The following is a 21,298-nucleotide window of genomic DNA, read 5'->3' as shown; positions in this document are numbered from 1 at the left end:
TCAGTTAACCGTGCCCTGCGTGGCCACGATGACCACCTGGGGGCGCGTGCCCATGTCGGACATGTCGACCCGTGCCGCGACGGTTCTGGCGGCAAGCCGGGAGATCCAGCCGATCTTGATGACAATCGGTGCGTCGTCCGCGCGGCCAGTGGCCGATGGCGTGCATCCCCATGAGAAGCCGGTGGCCTGGTCGTAGGCGACCATGTCCCGGCAAATCACGGCGCGTCCGCCAGGCAGGCCTGTGCTGACACGCTCCCAGAACTCGGCGACATCGAAATCCGCCAGTTGCTGCGCGCACCCGGCCGCCGTGCCCGGGCAGGCGATCGCGTACGGGCTGTTTGCTGCCGTGAGCGCGGGCGGCTGCCCGGTGGCAGTGTCGATGAAGTAGCGGTTCGGGATGATGGCTTCCGCCGCCGCGCCGGTTTGCGAGACGGCCGGATTGGCACGCATGCGCTCGGCCATCTCGGTGGCCAGCTGCATGGCAGTGGTGTCGTAGGAAGCTTGTTGCGTGAAGCGGGATGAATTCAGCAGCAGGCTGGCGACGCCGAGCACGCCAACCGCCAGAACGACAATTGCCACCAATGCTTCGAGCATGGCAAAGCCGGCTGCCCCGCGGCAGCGTTGACCCATTCTGACCCCCGTCAAAAGACGTCCGACTTCGTTAACTTCTTTTTTTGGTCTGCAATCCCGGGCCCTTTTAATATGCGACAGCGGGCCTTGCGGAAATGCAACGGGGATTAAACAACGATTTTGTTACTTTTGCTACCCCTTCCGGGGGGTGGACGCCGCAAACTCATCCAGCACGTCGCGGAATTCCGACACGTCCTCAAAGCTCCGGTACACCGAAGCAAAGCGGATATACGCGATCTTGTCGAGCTTGCGCAATTCGCGCATCACCAGTTCGCCGACCTGGCTGCTGGGGATTTCTTTCTCTCCCAGTGCCAGCAGTTTTTCTTCGATGCGGGTGATGGCTTCGTCGATGGCTTCGGCCGAGACCGGGCGCTTGCGCAGCGCCAGGCGCATGGAATCCTTCAGCTTGGCGCGGGTGTAGTCCACGCGCGAGCCGTTTTTCTTGACGATGGCGGGGAAGAACAGCTCGATCCGCTCATAGGTGGTGAAGCGGCGGTCGCAGGCTTCGCAGCGGCGGCGCCGGCGCACGGCATCGCCGTCTTCCGACATGCGCGTGTCGAGTACCTGGGTATTGGAATGACCGCAAAAGGGGCATTTCATGCCGGACCACCTTCAGTTGAACCCCGTCGCCTTGTCCGTGTTGTCGTTCTGCGGAGGCGGGGCGGGTTGGCGAGGCCCGCAAGCCAGTGCCCGAGGACGCCGGCTTGCGGAGCTGCCGGCCGCTCATGCGGAATCCGCATGGGCGGCCTCGATGCATCAGCCGTAGACCGGGAAACGCTTGGTCAGGGCTGCCGCCTGCTCGCGCACGCTGGCGATATTGGCGGCGTCGTGCGGGTTGTCCAGTACATCGGCGATCAGGTTGCCGACGATGCGGGCTTCTTCTTCCTTGAAGCCGCGCGTGGTCATGGCCGGCGAGCCCAGGCGGATGCCCGAGGTCACGAACGGCTTTTCCGGATCGTTGGGGATGGCGTTCTTGTTGACGGTGATATGCGCCTCGCCCAGGATGCGCTCGGCTTCCTTGCCGGTGATGTTCTTGGCGCGCAGGTCAACCAGCATCACGTGGCTTTCGGTGCGGCCCGAGACGATGCGCAGGCCGCGCGCGATCAGGGTCTCGGCCAGCACGGCGGCGTTCTTCACCACTTGCTGCTGGTATTCCTTGAACTCAGGCGTCAGCGCTTCCTTGAAGGCGACGGCCTTGCCGGCGATTACGTGCATCAGCGGGCCGCCCTGGATGCCGGGGAAGATCGCCGAGTTGATGGCCTTCTCGTGCTCGGCCTTCATCAGGATCACGCCGCCGCGCGGGCCGCGCAGGCTCTTGTGCGTGGTGGTGGTGACGAAGTCGGCGTGCGGCACCGGGTTCGGGTAGACACCCGCGGCGATCAGGCCGGCGTAGTGGGCCATGTCGACCATGAAGTAAGCGCCGATCGACTTGGCAACCTTGCTGATGCGCTCGAAGTCGATGCGCAGCGCGAAGGCCGAGGCGCCGGCGATGATCAGCTTGGGCTTCTTCTCCTGGGCCAGCTTTTCCAGCGCGTCGTAGTCGATGTCTTCCTGGGCGTTCAGGCCGTAGCTGACCACGTTGAACCACTTGCCGCTCATGTTCAGGGCCATGCCGTGGGTCAGGTGGCCGCCTTCGGCCAGGCTCATGCCCATGATGGTGTCGCCCGGCTTGAGCACGGCGAAGTACACGCCCTGGTTGGCCTGCGAGCCCGAGTTGGGTTGCACGTTGGCGGCTTCGGCGCCGAACAGCTGCTTGACGCGGTCAATGGCCAGCTGCTCGACGACGTCGACGTACTCGCAACCGCCGTAGTAGCGCTTGCCGGGATAGCCCTCGGCGTACTTGTTGGTCAGCTGCGAACCCTGGGCGGCCATCACGGCCGGCGAGGTGTAGTTCTCGGAGGCGATCAGCTCGATGTGGTCTTCCTGGCGCTGGTTCTCCTGCTGGATGGCGGCAAAGACCTCGGGGTCGATCTGGTCGATCGTAAAACGGCTGCGTTCGAACATGGCGAAACTCGTCTGAAAAATAGGGAATCCGATTCACGCATCGGGGGTAGGGCGCGCGGGGAAGGCTAGCGGCGACCAGCACCGGCGGCTTCTAACCGTCGGTGCAGGGCGCACCCTGCTTCCCATTCGCTGCCCAGGCGAGCGGCAGGCGCAAGCAACTTCACGCCTAGGCGTGCTGAACGTTACGCGAACGCGTAATGAACGTCACGCCAGAGAACTTGCGCTTCCTCGTGGTAGTGCCCACTGACTTCGCCAGTCGCGCAAGATGGAATGGTTGCGCGCAGTGTAGCGCGAGGCGGGCGCCCGCCGCAAGCCGTCGGCCCCGCCAGGCAAGCGCTGGCAAGGGCTGGCCAGCAACTTGCTGTTGCAAAGTCGTCATGCGGGTTTACACGAAACCGCTATCGCTCTCCGTTACAATTGCGGCCATGACAAACTTTGTCTGGACCCTGCGGGTGTACTGGGAAGACACCGACGCGGGCGGCGTAGTGTTCTACGCCAACTACCTGAAGTTCTTCGAGCGCGCCCGCACCGAGTGGCTGCGTGCGCTCGGCATCGAGCAGCAATCGCTCGCCGACGAGGCGGGCGTGGTCTTTATCGTCCGCAGCACGGCAGTGGACTACAATGCGCCCGCCCGGCTGGATGACCAGCTCGAGATCCGCACGCGCATCGACCGGGTCGGCCCGGCGTCGGTCCAGTTCACCCAGGAAGCCTGGCGTGGCGAGCTGATGCTGGCCTCTGGCGCGATCCGTGTTGGGTGTGTCGATCGAAGCACTTTCCGTCCCGCCCCGATTCCCGACCCCGTTCTAGCTACCATCAAGTCCGCACGATGAATCCCGTGACCGTCACGCAAGACATGTCGATCGTAACGCTGGTGCTCCACGCCAGCCTGCTGGCACAGGCCGTCATGGCGCTGTTGCTCGTCATGTCGCTGTTTTCGTGGACCTATATCTTCCGCAAGCACCTGGCGCTGCGCTCGGCGCGCACCCAGACCGAGGGGTTCGAACGCGACTTCTGGGCCGGCGGCGACCTGCAGGCGCTATATAACAGTGCCGTCAACAACCGCCACAACACCGGCGCGCTGGAGCGGATCTTTGAATCCGGCATGGGCGAGTTCCTGAAGGCGCGCGAGCGCGGCAACGAAGCCGGCGCGCTGCTCGATGCGGCCCGGCGCGCGATGCGCGCGGCCTACCAGCGCGAGATGGATGTGCTGGAATCGCATCTGCCGTTCCTGGCGTCGGTGGGTTCGGTGAGCCCGTATATCGGCCTGTTCGGCACGGTCTGGGGGATCATGAACGCTTTCCGCGGCCTGTCGAATGTGCAGCAGGCGACGCTCGCATCGGTGGCCCCCGGTATTGCCGAGGCGCTGGTGGCGACCGCGATCGGCCTGTTCGCTGCCATTCCCGCTGTGATCGCCTACAACCGCTATGCCACGGAGATCGACCGCCTGGCGATCCGGTTCGAGAGCTTCATGGAAGAGTTCCTGAACATCCTGCAACGGCAGGCACGCTAACCGCACACGTATCGAATCTAATCCAGACGGTCCGGGCGCAAGCCCGGGCCGGCGTTTCCAGGAGTCCTGCAATGGCAGCCATTCAGCGCCGTGGCGGCTCGCGCCGCCGGGCCAGCGCCGACATCAATGTCGTGCCGTACATCGACGTCATGCTCGTGCTGCTGGTCATCTTCATGGTGGCGGCGCCGATCGTGAGCCCCGCCACCGTCGACCTGCCCACCGTGGCCAACGCCACGCCGCAGCAGAAGGCGCCGCCGATCGTAGTCACCGTGCACGAGAGTGGCCAGCTGACCGCGCGCGGCAAGGACAGCGCCGGCAATGCCTTCGAGCGCAAGCTCGACAAGCAGGGCCTGCTCGACTTCGTGCACCAGCGCCAGAACGAGAATCCCGACCAGCCGGTGGTGATTGCCGCCGACCGCGCGGTCAAGTATGAGGCGGTGCTGGACGTGATGTCGATCCTGAAAGCCGACGGCGTCAAGCGCGTCGGCCTGATGGTCAAGTCCAAGACCTCCTGACGCATTGAAGCGCCTATCTGATTGCCGTTGCGCCTGATGAAGACCGTCGCCGCCTATCCCTACCAGCCGGTCAAGGAGCGGGGAACCCTGCGTTCCTTCCTGTTCGCGCTCTTCATGCACATGCTGCTGGCTGTCGTGCTGTACTACGGCGTGCGCTTGCAGAGCAGCACCCCCGTCGGCGCCGAGGCCGAGCTGTGGGAAGAGATTCCGGCCGCCACCGCGCCCCCGCCGCCGGAGCCGGTGGTGCAGCCGCGCCCGGCCCCGCCGCTGCCCGAGGTGAAGAGCAAGGTCGAGGACGACGCCGACATCGCGCTGGAACGCCAGAAGCGCCGTGCCGAGGCGGCGGCGCGCGAAGAGGCCGAGCGCAAGCAGGCGGCTGCCCGCAAGGAAGCCGAGCGCAAAGAGGCGGAACGCAAGGAAGCCGCGCGCAAGGAAGCGGAGCAGCGCGAGGCCGAGCGCAAGGAAGCCCAGCGCAAGGACGACGCGAAGAAGAAGGCAGCGCAGCAGGAACAGCAGCGCAAGGAACAGGCCGAGCGCAAGGAAGCAGAACGCAAGGAAGCGGACGCCAGGGCCAAGGCCCAGGCGGACGCCAAGGCCAAGGCTGACGCCGAGAACAAGGCCAAGGCCAAGGCGGATGCCGACGCCAAGGCCAAGCGCGAGGCTGCGGCCAATGCCCAGCGCAAGAGCGAGCTGGCGCGCCTGCAGGCGCTGGCCGGCGGCTCCGGCGCGGGCGGCGGCGGCGTGGGCAGTACGGCCGGCGCGGGTGCCGGCGGCGGTGGCAAGGCGTCGCCGGGCTATGCCGACCGCGTGCGCCGCCGCGTCAAGCCGAATATCGTCTTTGGCGAGGACGTGCCGGGCAACCCGACCGCGGTGGTGTCGGTGCAGCTGGCGCCGGATGGTTCGCTGCTGTCGGCGCGGCTGTCCAAGTCCAGCGGCAACTCGGGCTGGGATAATGCCGTGCTGCGCGCGGTGGAACGTTCCGACCCGCTGCCGCGTGATGAGAACGGCAAGGCGCCGGCCAGCTTCACCATTACCTTCCGTCCGAAGGACTGAGTGGCCTGGGCGGCATGATTTGCAACATAATGCAACCTTCATGGCCGGGTCTTGGTCCCAGCGCTAGCATGACAGGTTGCCTGACGCGGCCGGCAGGGTGCGATACGCATGCAGACGGGGCATGCGCCACGCGCTGCAATGCCGCATTTGCCCGTGTTGCCGATTGCCTGCCGTGCCCGACGAAACTTGAAATCGACTGAGGAGCAGCATGCGAAAGCTTTGGGCCCCCAACTGGCTGTCCGCGAGGCGGCACAACGCAACCCAACCCGAATCCCAACGCGCCATCGGCCGGCATCCGCTGGCCGGCCGCCGCGCGCTGATGGCCTGGCTGGCCGCGGCGATGACGATGGCAGCCGGCGCCGCGCACGCGCAACTCAACGTTGAGATCTCCGGGGTCGGCTCCAGCCAGATCCCGGTTGCGACCGCCAACTTCCAGGGCGAGGCCCAGGCCCCGCAGAACCTGACCGCGATCATCCGCGCCGACCTGGCGCGCAGCGGGCGCTTGCGCAATGTCGATCCGGGCGGCGCCACGGTGGCGGAATCCGCCAATGTCGACCTGGGCAGCTGGAAGTCGCGCGGCGCCGATGCCTTCGTCGCCGGCAGCGTGACCCCGGCCGCCGGCGGCAAGTATGAGGTCCGCTTCCGCCTGTACGACACCGTCAAGGGCCAGAGCCTGGGCGGGCTGGCCTTTACCGTCAACCAGTCCCAGCTGCGCGTGACCGCGCACAAGATCGCCGACTACATCTATGAAAAGCTGCTCGGCGAGCGCGGCGTGTTTGCCACGCGCCTGTCCTACGTGTCGAAGGTCGGCGGCCGCTACCAGCTGCTGATTTCCGACTCCGATGGCCAGAACGCGCAGGTGGCGCTGACCAGCAACGAGCCGATCATCTCGCCGTCGTGGTCGCCGGACGGCGCGCGCGTGGCCTATGTTTCGTTCGAGGCCAAGAAGCCGGTGGTGTATGTGCACGACCTGGCCAGCGGCAAGCGCACCCTGGTGTCGAACCAGAAGGGCAACAACAGCGCGCCGTCGTGGTCGCCTGATGGCCGGCACCTGGCGCTGGCGCTGTCGCGAGACGGCAATACCCAGGTCTACCAGGTCAATGCCGACGGTTCCGGCATCCGCCGCCTCTCGCGCAGCAGCGCCATCGACACCGAGCCGCAGTATTCTCCGGACGGCAAGAGCATCTACTTCACCAGCGACCGCGGCGGTGCGCCGCAGGTCTACCGCATGCCCGCTTCCGGCGAGGAAGGTGGCGGTGCGCAACGTGTCACCTTCAAGGGCAGCTACAACGTCAGCCCGCGGGTTTCGCCGGACGGCAAGTACCTGGCGTACATCTCGCGCGCGGGCGGCTTCAAGCTGCAGCTGCAGGACCTGAGCAACGGCGACGTGACGTCGCTGACCGATACGGCCAACGACGAAGCGCCCAGCTTTGCCGCCAACGGCAAGTACATCCTCTATGCCACCCGCGTGGGCGGTCGCGCGGTGCTGGCGGCGGTTTCCACTGACGGGCGTACCCGGCAGGTTCTGTCCCTCCAGTCCGGCGATGTTCGCGAGCCGTCCTGGGGTCCTTTCATGCAATAACAGGAGTCATTCACCATGCCCCAACTGATGAGCAAAACCCTTGCCGTTGCCGCACTGCTGGCCCTTGGCGCCTGCAGTTCCGGCGTCAAGCTGGACGACACCGCCAAAGCCGGTGCCGGCGCGGGCACCGGTGCCGATCCGCGCGCAGTGACCCCGGTCACGGCCGCCGATCCGCTCAACGATCCGAACAGCCCGCTGGCCAAGCGCAGCGTGTACTTCGACTTCGACAGCTACACGGTCAAGTCCGACTACCAGGGCATGCTGGGCGAGCACGCCAAGTACCTGGGCTCGAACAAGGGCCGCAAGATCCTGATCCAGGGCAACACCGACGAACGCGGCACCAGCGAGTACAACCTGGCGCTGGGCCAGAAGCGCGCCGAAGCCGTGCGCCGCTCGCTGGCTTCGATGGGCGTGCCCGACGGCCAGATGGAAGCCGTCAGCCTGGGCAAGGAAAAGCCCAAGGCCACCGGCCATGATGAAGCCTCGTGGGCCGAAAACCGCCGCGCGGACATCAACTACTGATCTCTGATCTCTGATCTCTGGACTGCCTTTCATGAAAGCACGCGTTTCCACCCTGTTGTGGCTCGCCGCCGTCGCCGGCGGCGGCATGCTGCCGCTGTCGCAGGCGCATGCCGGAGTGTTCGATGATGACGAGGCGCGCAAGGCGGTCATCAGCCTGCGCGACCAGTTCAACGGTTTCCAGGCGACCGCGACGCAGCGCATCGAGCAGAACAGCCGCACCACGCTCGACATGCAGAACCAGCTCGAGGGCCTGCGCCAGGAAGTGGCGCGGCTGCGCGGCCAGAACGAAGTGCTGCAGAACACGGTGGACACGCTGCAGAAGCAGCAGAAGGACTACTACGCCGACCTGGACGCGCGCCTGAAGAAATTCGAGCCGCAGCAGGTTACGGTCGAAGGCCGCGAAGGCCTGTCGCAGCCGGGCGAAAAGCCCGAATACGATGCCGCGCTCAAGCAGTTCCAGGCGGGCGACTTCAAGAGCGCCGGGAGTTCGTTCTCGGCTTTCGTCAAGAAGTACCCGCAGAGCCCGTACGTGCCGCTGGCGCAGTACTGGCTCGGCAACTCGCTGTATGCGCAGCGCGACTACAAGGGCTCCACCTCGGTGCTGCAGACGATGATCAATAACAACCCGACGCATCCCAAGGTGCCGGACGCGATGATCGCGGTCGCCAACAACCAGCTCGAGTCCGGCCAGAAGGCGGCCGCGCGCAAGACGCTGGAGCAGGTGGTGGCCAAGTATCCGGGCACCGAAGGCGCTCAGGCGGCCAGCAACCGGCTGAAGACGTTGAAATAACACCGGAAGCGGCCGGCTTGCCCGGTCCTGTCTGCAAGGCCCGCTTCGGCGGGCCTTTTTCTTGGGTCGCGCTAAAATACCCGATTCGCCTGAATCTTTTGCGCGCCGAGGCGGCGCGCTTCCCATCATGACCAAACGCGCCATCGTCCTGCTGTCCGGCGGACTAGACTCCGCCACCGTACTCGCCATGGCCCGCGCCCAGGGCTTCGAGACCTATGCGCTGTCGATGCGCTATGGCCAGCGCCACTCCTCTGAGCTGGAAGCCGCCAGGCGCGTGGCGGCTGCGCTGGGCGCCACCCGCCACGAGATCATCGACCTGGACCTGCGCCGCTTCGGCGGCTCGGCGCTGACCGACGACGCGCTGGCGGTGCCGACCGACGGCGCTTCCGACGGCATCCCGGTCACCTACGTGCCGGCGCGCAACACCATCATGCTGTCGCTGGCGCTCGGCTGGGCCGAGGCCGTCGGCGGGCGCGACCTGTTCTTCGGCGCCAACGCGGTCGACTACTCCGGTTACCCGGACTGCCGCCCGGAATACGTTGCGGCCTATGAGACGCTGGCCAACCTCGCCACCAAGGCCGGGGTCGAGGGCGACCGCTTCCGCGTGCATGCGCCCATCATCGACATGACCAAGGGCGAGATCATCCGTGCCGGCATCGCGCTGGGGGTGGACTACAGCCTGACGGTGTCGTGCTACCAGGCCGACGACGACGGCCGCGCCTGCGGCGTGTGCGATTCGTGCCGCATCCGCCGGGCCGGCTTTGAAGCCGCCGGTGTGCCCGATCCCACCCGCTACCAGGCCGCTGCCTGATCACAAGCCGACGTCCACGCCCCTACATGCCTGAAATCGACCTCGCCGCGCTCTCGCGCACCGTGCTGCTGAGCACGTTCATCCTGACCTTCCTGTTTGGCGCCGTGCTGCAGCGCACGCACTTCTGCACCATGGGCGCGGTCTCTGACATCGTCAACATGGGCGACTGGAGCCGCATGCGCATGTGGGTGCTGGCGATCGGCGTGGCCATGATCGGCACCGGCGTGCTCGCCTGGACCGGCGCGATCGACCCTACCAAGACCATCTACACCGCCAGCAAGCTGGGCTGGCTGTCGGCGCTGGCCGGCGGGCTGATGTTCGGCTTCGGCATGGTGCTGGCGTCGGGCTGCGGCAGCAAGACGCTGGTGCGTATCGGCGCAGGCAACCTGAAGTCGCTGGTGGTCTTTGTCTTCCTGGGCCTGTCGGCCTACATGACGCTGCGCGGGCTGTTCGGCGTGGTGCGAGTGAATACCGTCGATGCGGTGGCGCTGACGCTGCCCACTACGCAAGACCTGCCGTCCATGCTGGCGCAGGGCACGGGGCTCGCGCGCGGCGCGCTGCAGCTGGGCCTGGGCCTGGCGCTGGGCGGCGTGCTGGTGCTGTGGGCGCTGGCGGGCCGCGGCTTCCGCTCGTTCGACAACCTGCTTGGCGGCATCGGCGTCGGGCTGATCATCGTGGCAATGTGGTATGTCTCGGGCCACCTCGGCTATGTAGCCGAAGACCCCAATACGCTTGAGGAACTGTTCGTCTCGACCAACAGCGGCCGCATGGAAAGCCTGAGCTTTGTCGCACCCTATGCCTACACGCTCGACTGGCTGATGATGTTCAGCGACAAGAGCAAGGTGGTGACGGTCGGCATCGTCAGCGTGTTCGGCGTGATCGCCGGCGCGGCGGCCTATGCCCTGGCCACGCGCACGTTCCGCTGGGAAGGCTTCGGCAATGCCGAGGACGTCGCCAACCATATGGTCGGCGGCATCCTGATGGGTGCGGGCGGCGTGACCGCGCTGGGCTGCACGGTCGGGCAGGGCCTGTCGGGTGTGTCGACCCTGGCGCTTGGCTCGTTTATCGCGCTGGCGGGTATCCTGGCCGGTGCAGTGCTGGCATTCCGCTACCAGATATGGCGTCTGGAGCGCATGGCCTGAGGAGCGTGCTTGACACATCGAGAACCGCATCCCTATAATCGCGGTTCTGTTTTTTCGGGTCGTTAGCTCAGTCGGTAGAGCAGCGGACTTTTAATCCGTTGGTCGCGTGTTCGAGTCACGCACGACCCACCAGTATTACGAGGGGCCTGTGGCGCAAGCCACAGGCCCTTTTTTGCGTCTGGCATGCCCCGCTAACGGGGGAGGCCTTTAACTAGTTCGAGGTAGAGACTTAGGCCTGCCTGCGCAGCACAATGGGCCAGCCGCGGCGTGTTGACCGCGGTCCATCAGAACGGCCGCGAGACACGGCCCACCAACAAGACCCTATGCGGCAAGCAGGCGTTTCCTTGCCGGCCAGCGGGCACGTGCTGCGCATTATCTGGCCGTTCGTACCGGTGGTCGTTGCGCTGGCGTTGTTCAGCATCGCCAGCCTGGACCTGTTGTCGGCCGCGCGCGCCTTTGTCGCGGGCGAGAGCCAGTGGTCCAGGGGCCAGAAGAATGCCGTGCTGCACCTGCTGCGCTACGGCGAGGATCGCGATCCGGCGGATTTCGAGGCATACCTGGAGTCGATCGCGATCCCGCTGGGCGACCACCGCGCGCGCCTGGAGCTCGACCGCGACGAGCCTGACCTGGAGCGCATCCATGAAGGGCTGCTTGCCGGCGGCAACCACCCCGAAGACATTGCGCGGATGGTGCGGCTCTACCGGAATTTCCGCCATATCCAGGAGGTCGATGCCGCGATCCGCGTGTGGGCCGCGGGCGACATCGAGATCTCTGCGCTGCACGAACAGGCACTGACCCTGCGCCGGCTGACCAGCCAGCCCGGCTGCGGGGATGAGTGCGTGGCGCCGGTGCTGCGCAATATTGTGCAGATCGACGCCAGGCTGACGCCGCTGGAGCGGGCCTTTTCGGGCCATCTGGGCCAGGCCTCGCGCCGCGTGACGCGGCTGCTGACCACCGGCAGCGCGGTGATGGCGGCCGCGCTGCTGATGTCGGCGATCCTGCTGTCGGTGGCGCCGCTGCGGCGCGAGCGCCGGCTGCGCGAGGCGCTGGCGCAGCGCGAAGAGCAGCTGCAGCTGGCGGTGGAGGGCAGCAACGACGGCCTGTGGGACTGGCATCTCGGCCGCGGCGAGCTGTACTTCTCGCCGCGCTGCGCGCAGATGCTGGGCTACCAGGACGCCGAACTGCCGCATGCGCGCGAAACCGTGCTGGGCCTGCTGCATCCTTCCGAGCTGGCAGCCTTCGAGGCCAAGCTGGCCCACCACCTGCGCAGCGGCGAGCCCTACGACGCCGAATTCCGCCTGCGCAACCGCGCCGGCGATTACCTGTGGGTGCGCGCCCGCGGCCGGCTGGTGCGCGGGGCGGGGCGCCGGCGCGCGCGCATGGCGGGGTCGCTCACGGATATTTCCGACCACAAGCGCTACGAGACCCAGCTCTTTGCCGAGAAGGAGCGCGCCCAGGTCACGCTGCAGGCCATCGGCGACGCGGTGGTGACAGCCGATGTGTGGGGGCGCGTGGAATCGCTCAATCCCGCGGCCGAGGCCCTGACCGGCTGGCGCGAAGCCGACGCCCGCGGCCTGCCGCTGAGCAGCGTGTGCGTGCTGCGTGACGAGGAAAGCCTGGCGCCGCTGCCCGATATTGTCACGCTGGCGTTGCGGCAGCGCTGGCGCAGCCGGTCGGCGCAGCTGGTGCAGCGCGATGTGTCCGGGCTGCCCGGACAGGCGCTGGCGGTCAAGCCATCGGTGGCGCTGATCCGCGACCGTGCCGCGCAGGCCATCGGCGTGGTGGTGGTGCTGCACGATATCAGCCAGGAACGCGCCCATGCGGCGCGGCTCGCGTACGAGGCCAGCCACGATGCGCTGACCGGCCTGGTCAACCGCGCCGAGTTCGAGCGCCGGCTGGACGCGGCGATCACGCGGGCACGGGTGCAGGGCACTACCCATACGCTGATGTACCTGGACCTGGACCAGTTCAAGGTGGTCAACGACACTTGCGGCCATGCCGCCGGCGACGAACTGATCCGGCAGATGGCTGAGGTCATGCGCAGCCAGCTGCGCCTCAGCGACACGCTGGCCCGGCTGGGCGGCGACGAGTTCGGCGTGCTGCTGGAGCAATGCGGCCACGCCGACGGCGAACGCGTGGCCGAGGCCTTGCGCCACGCCATTGCCTGTTTCCGCTTTGCGCATCGCCAGCGCACCTTCACGCTGGGTGTCAGCATCGGCCTGGTGACGCTGGATCGCCAGACCGTCAACGTCGCCGAGGCGCTGAGCGCGGCCGACGCGGCCTGCTATGTGGCCAAGGAGGGCGGGCGCAACCGTGTGCAGGTCTACCATCCGCTGGACAGCGTGGTGCAGGCGCGCCACGGCGAGATGGAGTGGGTCAGCCGCGTGCATGCGGCGCTGGCGGCTGGCCGCTTCTGCCTGTACTCGCAGGAGATCGTGCCGGCGCACGATGGCGCACTGCCGCAGACGGGCCGTCATGTGGAACTGCTGCTGCGCATGGTCGATGAACGCGGCCGGCTGGTGCCGCCGATGGCCTTCGTGCCGGCCTGCGAGCGCTACAACCTGATGCCGATGATCGACCGCTGGGTGGTCGAGACCGCGTTTGGCACCCTGGCGGGACGGCAGGCGGAGATTGCCACCTGCGCGATCAACCTGTCAGGCTCGTCGCTGGCGGACCTCCAGTTTCCCGATTTCGTGCGCGAGCAGGCGCAGCGCTTCGGCATCGCGCTGGACGGCATCTGCTTCGAGATCACGGAAACCGCGGCGATCTCCAACCTGGCACAGGCCGGCGCGTTCATCCTGCAGTTGCAGCAGCTGGGCTGCAAGTTTGCGCTGGATGACTTCGGCGCGGGCATGTCGTCGTTCACCTATCTCAAGCACCTGCCGGCGGCCTACCTGAAGATCGACGGCAGCTTCGTGCGCGACATGCTGGCCGACCCGGTCAACCTGGTGATGGTGGAGGTGATCCAGCGCATCGGCCACGCCATGGGCAAGCAGACCATTGCGGAATTCGTTGAGGGCGAGGCCATGCTCGAACGGCTGCGCGAGCTGGGCGTGGACCTGGTGCAGGGCTACCACATTGCTTCGCCGGTGCCGTTTGCCCCGGCGGATCCCAAGGCCGGTGACCGGCCGGCGCTGGCGCTGGCGGGCTGAGCCGCCAGGCGCGGCGGCGGGTCAGGGAACGAGCGGATCGCGGAAGCCGGTATCGGCGCCGGGCGGGGTGCCGGCCGGCGCAGGCGTCGGCGCGGTTGCCGGTGGCACGGCCTGGTGCCTGGCCTCGCGCCAGGTGTTGTACACCCAGTAGGCGGCGCCGGCTGCCAGGCCGACCTTGGACAGCTTCCAGGTCCAGCGCAGCACCGGCGTGCGCTTGACCAGCGGCAGCGCCAGCGTCAATACGGTGCTCAGCAGCGGGTAGTCCTTGGTCATGCCGACCACTTTCATCCACGACCCCGGACGGGCGATGCGCGGCAGCCAATGGCCAATAGTGCCCAGGCGGTGCGCGCCACCCCGCACCTCATGCAGGGCCTGCAGGCAGTCGTAGCGTTCCAGCGCGGCGCGGGTCAGCAGCAGTTCCTTGCGCACCGCCAGCGGCAGGCGCACCTCTTGCGTGAACCGGGCCCGCCGCGGGTGATCGCGGCGGTCGTGTCCGGTAGTGCTGTGGTCGGGTTCCAGGGGGCTCATCGGCGCAGGATCTCCCGGTCTTTGTCGATTTCGGCGAGCGTGGCCTCCAGCATCGGCGGGGCGTTGCGCACCAGGTTGCGTGCGTACGCGAGGCAAATCGCGCACAGCACCAGATAAAGGACCGTCAGTGCGCCCAGTGCCTGCCAGCGGTAGGTGTCCCAGAACAGGATGGCGATCAGCCCGGTCAGGGTGACCAGCCCGATGCCAAAGAACACCAGGCCGAAGCAGGCCAGCAGCGCGACCTTCATCAGGCGCGTGCGTTCCTCGGCAAGCTCCACGCTGGCGAGTTCGAGGCGGGTCTGGATCATTGCCACCAGCGAGCCGGCCAGGTTGCGCACGGATTCGAGGAACTTGGGGGAAGGGGGGGATTCGCTCATGCGGCTCCGGCGTGAAAGAGCGGCGCGACGGCGAGGCCGTACGCGCCTTTCCAGCAGGCGGGGCCGGGTTTGGCGCCATGGCGTGCCGCCAGCCCCGGCCACTGGCAACCCGATGACCGGGTTGCCGCTCAGGCGCGGCACCAGCATGCCGCGCCGGGTTGGAATCGCTTACTTGCGGTTCAGCAGCAGACCGATCAGCAGGCCTACGCCGGCCGCCACGCCCACGGCGCGCCACGGGTGGTCATGCACGTAGTCGTCGGTGGCGCGTGCCGCGGCCTTGCTCTTGGTCACGACGGCGTCTTGCAGGTCCTGGGCCTTTTCCTTGGCTTGCTTGAGCAGGCCCATGCCACGCTCGCGCAGTTCGGCGGCCTTTTCCCCGGTGGTCGAGGCGGCTTGCTTCAGCAGTTCCTCGGCGTCGGACAGAACGGTCTTGACATCGCTCATCAGTTTCTCCTGTTTGCGGGCGGTTGGTTCGGTTTGTGCGGATTCTGACATTTTCTACGCTCCGAGGCTAACGGCATTTGTCGGTCTGATACTTAGCATATGTGGCGGGCGGCGGTGGTTTCAAGGCTACACGCCAGCAAGCGCGACTCTGCAGTGCCTGGTATCGCAAGCATGCCGGAAAGCACGCGTGATCAATGTCACAAAATGTCTTTATGACTTCGAGTGATTTTGTAGTGACTTTATATTCGTTTGGGTTGGATATCAATCCGGATACTCTGGTTCCACCCCGAAATCAGGAGAACAGAACATGGCTTTGCGTCTTGGCGATATCGCCCCGGACTTCGAGCAGGATTCGAGCGAAGGCCGCATCCGCTTCCATGCGTGGCTTGGCGACAGCTGGGGCGTGCTGTTCTCGCACCCGGCCGACTACACCCCGGTGTGCACCACCGAGCTGGGCCTGACCGCGAAGCTGAAGGATGAATTCGCACGCCGCGGCGTCAAGGCGATCGCGTTGTCGGTGGACAACGTGGACTCGCACCGCGGCTGGATCCAGGATATCAACGAGACTCAGTCGACCACGGTCAACTTCCCGATCCTGGCCGATGGCGACCGCAAGGTGTCGCAACTCTACGACATGATCCACCCGAACGCGAACGAGACCCTGACGGTGCGCTCGCTGTTCATCATCGACCCGAAGAAGAAGGTGCGGCTGATCATCACCTATCCGGCCAGCACCGGGCGCAATTTCAACGAGATCCTGCGCGTGATCGACTCGCTGCAGCTGACCGACAACCACAGCGTGGCCACGCCGGGCAACTGGCAGGACGGCGACGACGTGGTGATCGTGCCCTCGCTGAAGGACGAGGCGGTGATCCGCGAGAAATTCCCCAAGGGCTACCAGGCGGTGCGTCCGTACCTGCGCCTGACGCCCCAACCCAACAAATGAACGCGGCCCCGCGTGAAGGCGGGGCCGGCGTGCAGGACAGGTGTTTTATCGACGGGGGCAGCCTCGTCGTCTCCTTGGTAGTGTGCTTGGCCCGGCCTTACAGCCGGGCCTTTTTACTGCGGAGAGCCTGTGCGCAAGTCGCGGATGACGATCAGAAGAAGGCCTGCAGGCCGGTCTGGGCGCGGCCCAGGATCAGCGCGTGGATGTCGTGGGTGCCTTCATAGGTGTTGACCACCTCCAGGTTCACCACGTGGCGGATCACGCCGAACTCATCCGAGATGCCGTTGCCGCCCAGCATGTCGCGCGCCACGCGGGCGATGTCGAGCGACTTGCCGCACGAGTTGCGCTTCATGATCGAGGTGATTTCCACCGCGGCGGTGCCTTCGTCCTTCATGCGGCCCAGGCGCAGGCAGCCTTGCAGGCCGAGCGTGATCTCGGTCTGCATGTCGGCCAGCTTCTTCTGCACCAGCTGCGTGGCGGCCAGCGGGCGGCCGAACTGCTTGCGGTCCAGGGTGTACTGGCGCGCGGTGTGCCAGCAGAATTCGGCGGCGCCCAGCGCGCCCCAGGCGATGCCGTAGCGGGCCGAGTTCAGGCACGTGAACGGGCCCTTCAGGCCGCTCACGCCCGGCATGATGTTCTCTTCCGGCACGAACACCTGGTCCAGCACGATTTCGCCGGTGATCGAGGTGCGCAGGCCGACCTTGCCGTGGATGGCAGGTGCCGACAGGCCCTTCCAGCCCTTTTCGAGGATAAAGCCGCGGATCGCTTCCTTGCCGTCGTCGCCTTGCAGCTTGGCCCAGACCACGAACACGTCGGCGATCGGCGAGTTGGTGATCCACATCTTGGCGCCGGTCAGCTCATAGCCGCCGTCGACCTTCTTGGCGCGAGTGACCATCGAGCCCGGGTCGGAGCCGTGGTTCGGCTCGGTCAGGCCGAAGCAGCCGATCCATTCGCCGGTGGCCAGCTTGGGCAGGTACTTCTGCTTCTGCGCTTCGGTGCCGAATTCAAAGATCGGCACCATCACCAGCGACGACTGCACGCTCATCATCGAGCGGTAGCCCGAATCGACGCGCTCGACTTCACGCGCGATCAGGCCGTAGCTGACGTAGTTCAGGCCCGGGCCGCCGTATTGCTCCGGGATGGTGGGGCCGAGCAGGCCCAGTTCGCCCATCTCGCGGAAGATCTCCACGTCGGTCTTCTCGTTGCGGAACGACTGCAGCACGCGCGGCATCAGCTTGTCCTGGCAGTACGCCGCGGCGGCGTCGCGCACCATGCGCTCGTCGGCGGTCAGTTGCTGGTCCAGCAGCAGGGGGTCGGCCCAGTGGAATTCGGCGTTGGCAGCCATGCAGGTCTCCTTCGGTAGCGCGGGGGAAGCATCGGGGGCGGGGCGAATGGTCGCTTGCCGCACCGGCGCTTCCGGGAATCATGACGGGTTCGGTGATCTTCGCGGAGGGTTTTTATGGTTCCGCATTGCGGAACTGTGTTCCGTTGAATTAGTATATCGCAATGGTTTTGCCGTGCAACAGGCAAAACCCCCCGACACCCATGCCTTTGTGCGATGAGCGGACAACCGCCGACCTGAGAGGAGCCGCCTTGACCAGTCCGCCACTTTCTCCCGATGCCACGCCGCCCGCGCCGGTGCGCGACAGCGATCCCAACTTCGTCACCGCGCTGGCGCGCGGGCTGGAGCTGATGCGCTGCTTCCGCACCGGCGAGGCAATGCTCGGCAACCAGGACTTCGTGCGCCGCACCGGCTTCCCCAAGGCCACGGTGAGCCGGCTGGCCGGCACGCTGGTGCAGCTCGGTTACCTGCGCTATGACGAAAGCCTGGGCAAGTACGCGCTGGATGCCGGCGTGCTGGCGCTGGGCTATGCCTACCTGTCGGCGTCGGACGTGGTGTCGCTGGCGCGGCCGCATATGTTGGCGTTCGCGCAGTCATACGGGGTCTCGGTCTCGCTGGGCAAGCGCGAGCGCATGGAAGTGATCTACCTGGAATCGATCCGCAACGATGCGGGCGTGATGCTGGGGCTGGGCGTGGGCTCGCGGCTGTCGCTGGTGTCCAGTTCGATGGGGCGGGCATACCTGGCCGCGCTGCCGGCGGCGCGGCGCGAGCGGGTCATGGCTGAGTTCAGCCAGGCTTTTCCGGAGCAGTGGAAGCAGCAGGAGACGGCCACGCGCGCGGCCCTGGCCGAGGCGCAGCAGCGCGGCTATGCGGCGTCGTTCCGCGACTGGCATCCGGCCATCCATGCGTGTGCGGTGGCGTTCCGGCCGGTGGGGGAGAAGGAGCTGCACATGCTGAGTTGCAGTGCCTCCTATGGGGCGGTGGATGAGTCGGTGTTCCACCAGACGCTGGCGCCGGCGTTGCGGGCGCTGGCGGCAAGGTTGTCGGACCCGGCGGGGTGACGGCCAGGTCCGACGCGCGCAGGCGTTACAGGTCCGTGCGCAGCTTCCACAGTTCCGGGAACAGCACCACGTCCAGCATCTTGCGCAGGTAGCTGACGCCCTCGGTGCCGCCGGTGCCGCGCTTGAAGCCGATCACGCGTTCGACCGTGGTCACATGGCGGAAGCGCCACTGGCGGAACGAATCCTCCAGGTCCACGAACTTCTCGCCGAGCTCGTACAGTTCCCAGTGCGCCGACGGATTGCGATAGATCTCCAGCCACGCCGCCTCGACCGAGGCGTTGTACGCAGTCGGCTGGGTCCAGTCGCGCTCCACGCAATCCGCATCGACCGCAAAACCACGCCGCGCCATCAGCCGGATCGCCTCGTCATAAAGCGACGGCGTCTTCAGCGCGGTCTCCACCAAGGCCAGGTGCTCCGGCCGGTGCGCATGCGGTTTCAGCATGGCCGCGTTCTTGTTGCCGAGAATGAACTCGATCTCGCGATACTGGAACGACTGGAAGCCCGACGACATCCCCAGGTAAGGCCGCATCGCGGAATACTCCGGCGGCGTCATCGTCGCCAGCACGTTCCACGCCTGCACCAGCTGGTCCATGATGCGCGACACCCGCGTCAGCATCTTGAACGCCGGCGGCAGGCTGTCGGCCTTGACCGACTCGCGCGCGGCGCGCAGCTCGTGCAGCATCAGCTTCATCCACAGCTCGGTGGTCTGGTGCTGCACGATAAACAGCATCTCGTTGTGGTCCGGCGACAGCGGATGCTGCGCGCTCAGGATCTGGTCCAGGCCGAGATAGTCGCCATAGCTCATGTCCTTGGCGAAGTCCATCTGCGCGCCGTGCCAGCCCTCGCCCTGTGCTTTCGTGCCTGCCTCGCTGGCAGCGCCGGAGAAGGGGCATCCCTTGAATTCACTCATGATGCGCTCCCGATCAGGTCACCTGGCCGCGCGTCTGGAAGCGCGCGTCGCGATAGGCGCCGCTGTCCAGCACGTCGCGCAGGATTTCCACAGCATCCCACACCTCGGCGAAGCTGGTGTACAGCGGCGTGAAGCCGAAGCGGGCGATGCGCGGCTCGCGGTAATCGCCGATCACGCCGCGCTCGATCAGGGCCTGCACCAGCGCATAGCCGTCCGGGTGCTCCAGGCTGACCTGGCTGCCGCGGCGCGCGTGCTTGCGCGGCGTGACCAGCGTCAGCGGGTGGTGGCCGCAGCGCGCCTCCACCAGTTCGATGAACAGGTCGGTCAGCAGCAGTGACTTGGCGCGCAGCACCTGCACATTGGTCTGGGCGAAGATGTCCAGGCCGCATTCGACCATCGCCAGCGAGGTCACAGGCTGCGTGCCGCACAGGAAGCGGCGCACGCCTTCCACCGGGCGATACTGCGGATCCATCGCGAACGGCGCGGCATGGCCCCACCAACCCGACAGCGGCTGCCAGAAGGCATCGCGCAGCGCCGGCGCGACCCACACGAAGGCGGGCGAACCCGGGCCGCCGTTCAGGTACTTGTAGGTGCAGCCGATGGCGTAGTCGGCCCCGGCCGCCTTCAGGTTGACCGGCACCGCGCCGGCGGAGTGGCACAGGTCCCACACCGTGAGCGCGCCGCGGGCGTGGGCGAGTTCGGTCAGCGAGGCCATGTCCAGCATCTCGCCGGTCTTGTAGTTGACGTGCGTGAGCATCAGCACGGCGGTGTCGGCGCCGACGGCGGCGTCGATCTCGGCCGGCGAATTGACCAGGCGCAGCGAATAGCCCTGCTGCAGCAGGTCGGCCAGGCCTTGCGCGATGTACAGGTCGGTGGGGAAGTTGCTGGCCTCCGACACGATCACCTTGCGCGCCGGGTCGCGTGTCTGCTGCACGCGCAGCGCCGCGGCCAGCACCTTGAACAGGTTGATCGAAGTGGTATCGGTCACCACCACCTCATCCTGGCCGGCGCCGACCAGCGGGGCCAGCTTGTTGCCCAGCCGCTGCGGCAGCTCGAACCAGCCGGCGGTGTTCCAGCTGCGGATCAGGCCCTCGCCCCATTCCTCGGCCACCACCTGGGCGGCGCGAGCGGCGGCGGCGCGCGGGCGCGCGCCCAGCGAGTTGCCGTCGAGGTAGATCACGCCCTCGGGCAGAGCGAACTGGTCGCGCAGCGGGCGCAGCGGGTCTTGCTGGTCGAGCCGGATACAGTGCTCGCGGTCAAATGTCGTCATGTCGTGGGATTGGCCAGGGGTTGTTCGGGAATGATTCAGTCGAGGCTGCGCAGCACCGCGCGCACCGGGCTGGCGTCGAGCCCGGCAAAGCGCAGCGGCAGCGCGATCAGTTCGTAGTCGCCGGCATCGACCTCATCCAGCACGATGCCTTCCAGGATGGCGAGCCCGTGCCTGCGCACGGCGTTGTGCGCGTCCATGGTCTTGGATTCCTGCGGGTCCAGCGACGGTGTGTCGATGCCCACCAGCTGCACGCCGTGCGCGGCCAGCAGCGCGATGGTCTCGGCCGCGACTGCGCAGAAGTGCGGGTCCCACTGCGCCAGCGGCGCCTGCCGGTAGGTGCGCAGCAGCACGCGCGGCGGCAGGCCGGCCAGCGCGTGTTCGATATGGCGCGGCTCGACCACCGGCGAGGCGCCGATGCAATGGATCACGCGGCAGGTGCCGAGGTAGGGCGTGAGCGGCACGGCGCCGATCGGCGCGCCGTCGGCGGCGTAGTGCAGCGGTGCGTCGGCGTGCGCGCCAGTGTGCGGCGACAGCGTGATGCGGCCGACATTCACCGGGCAGTGCTCGTCCATCTGCCAGGCCGGCTGCTGCTGGAACGGCGTGTCGCCGGGCCAGACCGGGGTGGCGGGGGAGAGCGGCGGGCTGATGTCCCACAGCCGGCGCGGGTCTTGATTGGGGGCGGTCATAAGGGTGCGCGGCGCCGTTGCAA

22 protein-coding genes, 1 tRNA gene and 1 riboswitch are annotated in these 21,298 nt (G+C 66.8%); of the genes, 13 read left to right on the top strand and 10 right to left on the bottom strand.

Features of this window, described 5'->3' with window-relative positions; all coding sequences use genetic code 11:
- From pilV to glyA, 3 genes are all read right to left on the bottom strand, one after another.
- Entirely contained in the window at positions 1-630 is a 630-nt protein-coding gene (gene pilV / locus AC3WQZ_RS14390; RefSeq protein WP_011615852.1) for a type IV pilus modification protein PilV, read from the bottom strand.
- A 132-nt stretch (positions 631-762) separates the two neighbouring features.
- Complete coding sequence (nrdR, locus tag AC3WQZ_RS14385) at positions 763-1,230, bottom strand: transcriptional regulator NrdR (protein WP_010813743.1); 468 nt, start codon at positions 1,228-1,230, stop codon at positions 763-765.
- 156 nt (positions 1,231-1,386) lie between these two features.
- A complete protein-coding gene (gene glyA, locus AC3WQZ_RS14380; protein ID WP_010813742.1) occupies positions 1,387-2,634 on the bottom strand; it encodes a serine hydroxymethyltransferase in 1,248 nt (415 codons plus the stop codon).
- 124 nt (positions 2,635-2,758) lie between these two features.
- A riboswitch (ZMP/ZTP riboswitch) is annotated at positions 2,759-2,904 on the bottom strand.
- A 155-nt stretch (positions 2,905-3,059) separates the two neighbouring features.
- On the opposite strand from glyA, the gene ybgC reads away from it, so the two are divergent.
- The 11 genes from ybgC to AC3WQZ_RS14325 all read left to right on the top strand — a co-directional run bounded on the left by ybgC (position 3,060) and on the right by AC3WQZ_RS14325 (position 13,711).
- Positions 3,060-3,464: a tol-pal system-associated acyl-CoA thioesterase gene (ybgC, locus tag AC3WQZ_RS14375; protein ID WP_010813741.1), complete on the top strand. Its 405-nt coding sequence runs from the start codon at positions 3,060-3,062 to the stop codon at positions 3,462-3,464.
- Positions 3,461-4,144 (top strand): protein TolQ, encoded by a 684-nt coding sequence (gene tolQ / locus AC3WQZ_RS14370; protein WP_011615851.1) that lies wholly within the window; start codon positions 3,461-3,463, stop codon positions 4,142-4,144. Before ybgC ends, tolQ begins: the two co-directional genes overlap by 4 nt.
- A 71-nt stretch (positions 4,145-4,215) precedes the next feature.
- Positions 4,216-4,659 carry a protein TolR gene (gene tolR, locus AC3WQZ_RS14365; RefSeq protein WP_010813739.1) on the top strand — a complete coding sequence of 148 codons (444 nt, stop codon included), beginning with the start codon at positions 4,216-4,218 and terminating at the stop codon, positions 4,657-4,659.
- Positions 4,660-4,695: 36 nt separating this feature from the next.
- Positions 4,696-5,712, top strand: a complete 1,017-nt coding sequence (gene tolA / locus AC3WQZ_RS14360) for a cell envelope integrity protein TolA (RefSeq protein ID WP_052181592.1) — start codon at positions 4,696-4,698, stop codon at positions 5,710-5,712.
- Positions 5,713-5,920: 208 nt separating this feature from the next.
- Positions 5,921-7,294 carry a Tol-Pal system beta propeller repeat protein TolB gene (gene tolB, locus AC3WQZ_RS14355; protein ID WP_010813737.1) on the top strand — a complete coding sequence of 458 codons (1,374 nt, stop codon included), beginning with the start codon at positions 5,921-5,923 and terminating at the stop codon, positions 7,292-7,294.
- A gap of 15 nt (positions 7,295-7,309) precedes the next feature.
- On the top strand, positions 7,310-7,816 hold the full coding sequence (gene pal / locus AC3WQZ_RS14350; RefSeq protein ID WP_010813736.1) for a peptidoglycan-associated lipoprotein Pal: 507 nt from the start codon (positions 7,310-7,312) through the stop codon (positions 7,814-7,816).
- Between the two features lie 31 nt (positions 7,817-7,847).
- A complete protein-coding gene (gene ybgF, locus AC3WQZ_RS14345) occupies positions 7,848-8,606 on the top strand; it encodes a tol-pal system protein YbgF (protein WP_010813735.1) in 759 nt (252 codons plus the stop codon).
- Between the two features lie 127 nt (positions 8,607-8,733).
- Positions 8,734-9,417 carry a 7-cyano-7-deazaguanine synthase QueC gene (queC, locus tag AC3WQZ_RS14340; RefSeq protein ID WP_011615849.1) on the top strand — a complete coding sequence of 228 codons (684 nt, stop codon included), beginning with the start codon at positions 8,734-8,736 and terminating at the stop codon, positions 9,415-9,417.
- A gap of 26 nt (positions 9,418-9,443) precedes the next feature.
- Complete coding sequence (locus AC3WQZ_RS14335; protein WP_010813733.1) at positions 9,444-10,559, top strand: YeeE/YedE family protein; 1,116 nt, start codon at positions 9,444-9,446, stop codon at positions 10,557-10,559.
- Between the two features lie 56 nt (positions 10,560-10,615).
- Positions 10,616-10,691: transfer RNA gene (locus AC3WQZ_RS14330), tRNA-Lys, on the top strand.
- Positions 10,692-10,810: 119 nt separating this feature from the next.
- Positions 10,811-13,711 carry an EAL domain-containing protein gene (locus AC3WQZ_RS14325; protein WP_492298351.1) on the top strand — a complete coding sequence of 967 codons (2,901 nt, stop codon included), beginning with the start codon at positions 10,811-10,813 and terminating at the stop codon, positions 13,709-13,711.
- 21 nt (positions 13,712-13,732) lie between these two features.
- On the opposite strand, the gene AC3WQZ_RS14320 is transcribed toward AC3WQZ_RS14325, so the two are convergent.
- The 3 genes from AC3WQZ_RS14320 to AC3WQZ_RS14310 all read right to left on the bottom strand — a co-directional run bounded on the left by AC3WQZ_RS14320 (position 13,733) and on the right by AC3WQZ_RS14310 (position 15,111).
- On the bottom strand, positions 13,733-14,239 hold the full coding sequence (locus tag AC3WQZ_RS14320; RefSeq protein ID WP_492294865.1) for a DUF3318 domain-containing protein: 507 nt from the start codon (positions 14,237-14,239) through the stop codon (positions 13,733-13,735).
- Positions 14,236-14,616 carry a phage holin family protein gene (locus AC3WQZ_RS14315; RefSeq protein WP_010813730.1) on the bottom strand — a complete coding sequence of 127 codons (381 nt, stop codon included), beginning with the start codon at positions 14,614-14,616 and terminating at the stop codon, positions 14,236-14,238. Before AC3WQZ_RS14315 ends, AC3WQZ_RS14320 begins: the two co-directional genes overlap by 4 nt.
- Positions 14,617-14,784: 168 nt before the next feature.
- Positions 14,785-15,111 (bottom strand): ElaB/YgaM/YqjD family protein, encoded by a 327-nt coding sequence (locus AC3WQZ_RS14310; protein WP_010813729.1) that lies wholly within the window; start codon positions 15,109-15,111, stop codon positions 14,785-14,787.
- Positions 15,112-15,367: 256 nt separating this feature from the next.
- Here AC3WQZ_RS14310 and AC3WQZ_RS14305 point away from each other — a divergent pair, with 256 nt between their 5' ends.
- A complete protein-coding gene (locus AC3WQZ_RS14305; protein ID WP_010813728.1) occupies positions 15,368-16,006 on the top strand; it encodes a peroxiredoxin in 639 nt (212 codons plus the stop codon).
- Positions 16,007-16,157: 151 nt separating this feature from the next.
- Here AC3WQZ_RS14305 and AC3WQZ_RS14300 read toward each other — a convergent pair whose 3' ends face one another.
- Complete coding sequence (locus AC3WQZ_RS14300; RefSeq protein WP_010813727.1) at positions 16,158-17,351, bottom strand: acyl-CoA dehydrogenase; 1,194 nt, start codon at positions 17,349-17,351, stop codon at positions 16,158-16,160.
- A gap of 248 nt (positions 17,352-17,599) precedes the next feature.
- Here AC3WQZ_RS14300 and AC3WQZ_RS14295 point away from each other — a divergent pair, with 248 nt between their 5' ends.
- Complete coding sequence (locus AC3WQZ_RS14295) at positions 17,600-18,409, top strand: IclR family transcriptional regulator (protein WP_010813726.1); 810 nt, start codon at positions 17,600-17,602, stop codon at positions 18,407-18,409.
- Positions 18,410-18,434: 25 nt separating this feature from the next.
- Here AC3WQZ_RS14295 and kynA read toward each other — a convergent pair whose 3' ends face one another.
- From kynA to kynB, 3 genes are read right to left on the bottom strand one after another with little or no spacing between them, the layout of a single operon-like run.
- A complete protein-coding gene (kynA, locus tag AC3WQZ_RS14290) occupies positions 18,435-19,319 on the bottom strand; it encodes a tryptophan 2,3-dioxygenase (RefSeq protein WP_439670859.1) in 885 nt (294 codons plus the stop codon).
- A 13-nt stretch (positions 19,320-19,332) separates the two neighbouring features.
- Entirely contained in the window at positions 19,333-20,589 is a 1,257-nt protein-coding gene (gene kynU, locus AC3WQZ_RS14285; protein ID WP_492300759.1) for a kynureninase, read from the bottom strand.
- 35 nt (positions 20,590-20,624) lie between these two features.
- Positions 20,625-21,275 carry an arylformamidase gene (gene kynB / locus AC3WQZ_RS14280; protein ID WP_010813723.1) on the bottom strand — a complete coding sequence of 217 codons (651 nt, stop codon included), beginning with the start codon at positions 21,273-21,275 and terminating at the stop codon, positions 20,625-20,627.
- Between the last annotated feature and the right edge of the window lie 23 nt (positions 21,276-21,298).

It is taken from the genome of Cupriavidus sp. FW305-26 (assembly GCF_058787975.1).
Note: the sequence above shows the minus strand (reverse complement) of the source record. Positions and strands in the feature narration are given on the sequence as shown.

What these genes read in the sequence shown, in the direction of transcription:
- AC3WQZ_RS14335 (WP_010813733.1), top strand. Translation starts at nt 9,444, where the DNA reads ATGCCTGAAATCGACCTCGCCGCGCTCTCGCGCACCGTGCTGCTGAGC.
- nrdR (WP_010813743.1), bottom strand. Translation starts at nt 1,230, where the DNA reads ATGAAATGCCCCTTTTGCGGTCATTCCAATACCCAGGTACTCGACACG.
- kynA (WP_439670859.1), bottom strand. Translation starts at nt 19,319, where the DNA reads ATGAGTGAATTCAAGGGATGCCCCTTCTCCGGCGCTGCCAGCGAGGCA.
- ybgF (WP_010813735.1), top strand. Translation starts at nt 7,848, where the DNA reads ATGAAAGCACGCGTTTCCACCCTGTTGTGGCTCGCCGCCGTCGCCGGC.
- pal (WP_010813736.1), top strand. Translation starts at nt 7,310, where the DNA reads ATGCCCCAACTGATGAGCAAAACCCTTGCCGTTGCCGCACTGCTGGCC.
- glyA (WP_010813742.1), bottom strand. Translation starts at nt 2,634, where the DNA reads ATGTTCGAACGCAGCCGTTTTACGATCGACCAGATCGACCCCGAGGTC.
- tolB (WP_010813737.1), top strand. Translation starts at nt 5,921, where the DNA reads ATGCGAAAGCTTTGGGCCCCCAACTGGCTGTCCGCGAGGCGGCACAAC.
- kynU (WP_492300759.1), bottom strand. Translation starts at nt 20,589, where the DNA reads ATGACGACATTTGACCGCGAGCACTGTATCCGGCTCGACCAGCAAGAC.
- AC3WQZ_RS14310 (WP_010813729.1), bottom strand. Translation starts at nt 15,111, where the DNA reads ATGTCAGAATCCGCACAAACCGAACCAACCGCCCGCAAACAGGAGAAA.
- pilV (WP_011615852.1), bottom strand. Translation starts at nt 630, where the DNA reads ATGGGTCAACGCTGCCGCGGGGCAGCCGGCTTTGCCATGCTCGAAGCA.
- AC3WQZ_RS14315 (WP_010813730.1), bottom strand. Translation starts at nt 14,616, where the DNA reads ATGAGCGAATCCCCCCCTTCCCCCAAGTTCCTCGAATCCGTGCGCAAC.
- tolQ (WP_011615851.1), top strand. Translation starts at nt 3,461, where the DNA reads ATGAATCCCGTGACCGTCACGCAAGACATGTCGATCGTAACGCTGGTG.
- tolR (WP_010813739.1), top strand. Translation starts at nt 4,216, where the DNA reads ATGGCAGCCATTCAGCGCCGTGGCGGCTCGCGCCGCCGGGCCAGCGCC.
- queC (WP_011615849.1), top strand. Translation starts at nt 8,734, where the DNA reads ATGACCAAACGCGCCATCGTCCTGCTGTCCGGCGGACTAGACTCCGCC.
- AC3WQZ_RS14300 (WP_010813727.1), bottom strand. Translation starts at nt 17,351, where the DNA reads ATGGCTGCCAACGCCGAATTCCACTGGGCCGACCCCCTGCTGCTGGAC.
- ybgC (WP_010813741.1), top strand. Translation starts at nt 3,060, where the DNA reads ATGACAAACTTTGTCTGGACCCTGCGGGTGTACTGGGAAGACACCGAC.
- kynB (WP_010813723.1), bottom strand. Translation starts at nt 21,275, where the DNA reads ATGACCGCCCCCAATCAAGACCCGCGCCGGCTGTGGGACATCAGCCCG.
- AC3WQZ_RS14320 (WP_492294865.1), bottom strand. Translation starts at nt 14,239, where the DNA reads ATGAGCCCCCTGGAACCCGACCACAGCACTACCGGACACGACCGCCGC.
- AC3WQZ_RS14325 (WP_492298351.1), top strand. Translation starts at nt 10,811, where the DNA reads ATGGGCCAGCCGCGGCGTGTTGACCGCGGTCCATCAGAACGGCCGCGA.
- tolA (WP_052181592.1), top strand. Translation starts at nt 4,696, where the DNA reads ATGAAGACCGTCGCCGCCTATCCCTACCAGCCGGTCAAGGAGCGGGGA.
- AC3WQZ_RS14305 (WP_010813728.1), top strand. Translation starts at nt 15,368, where the DNA reads ATGGCTTTGCGTCTTGGCGATATCGCCCCGGACTTCGAGCAGGATTCG.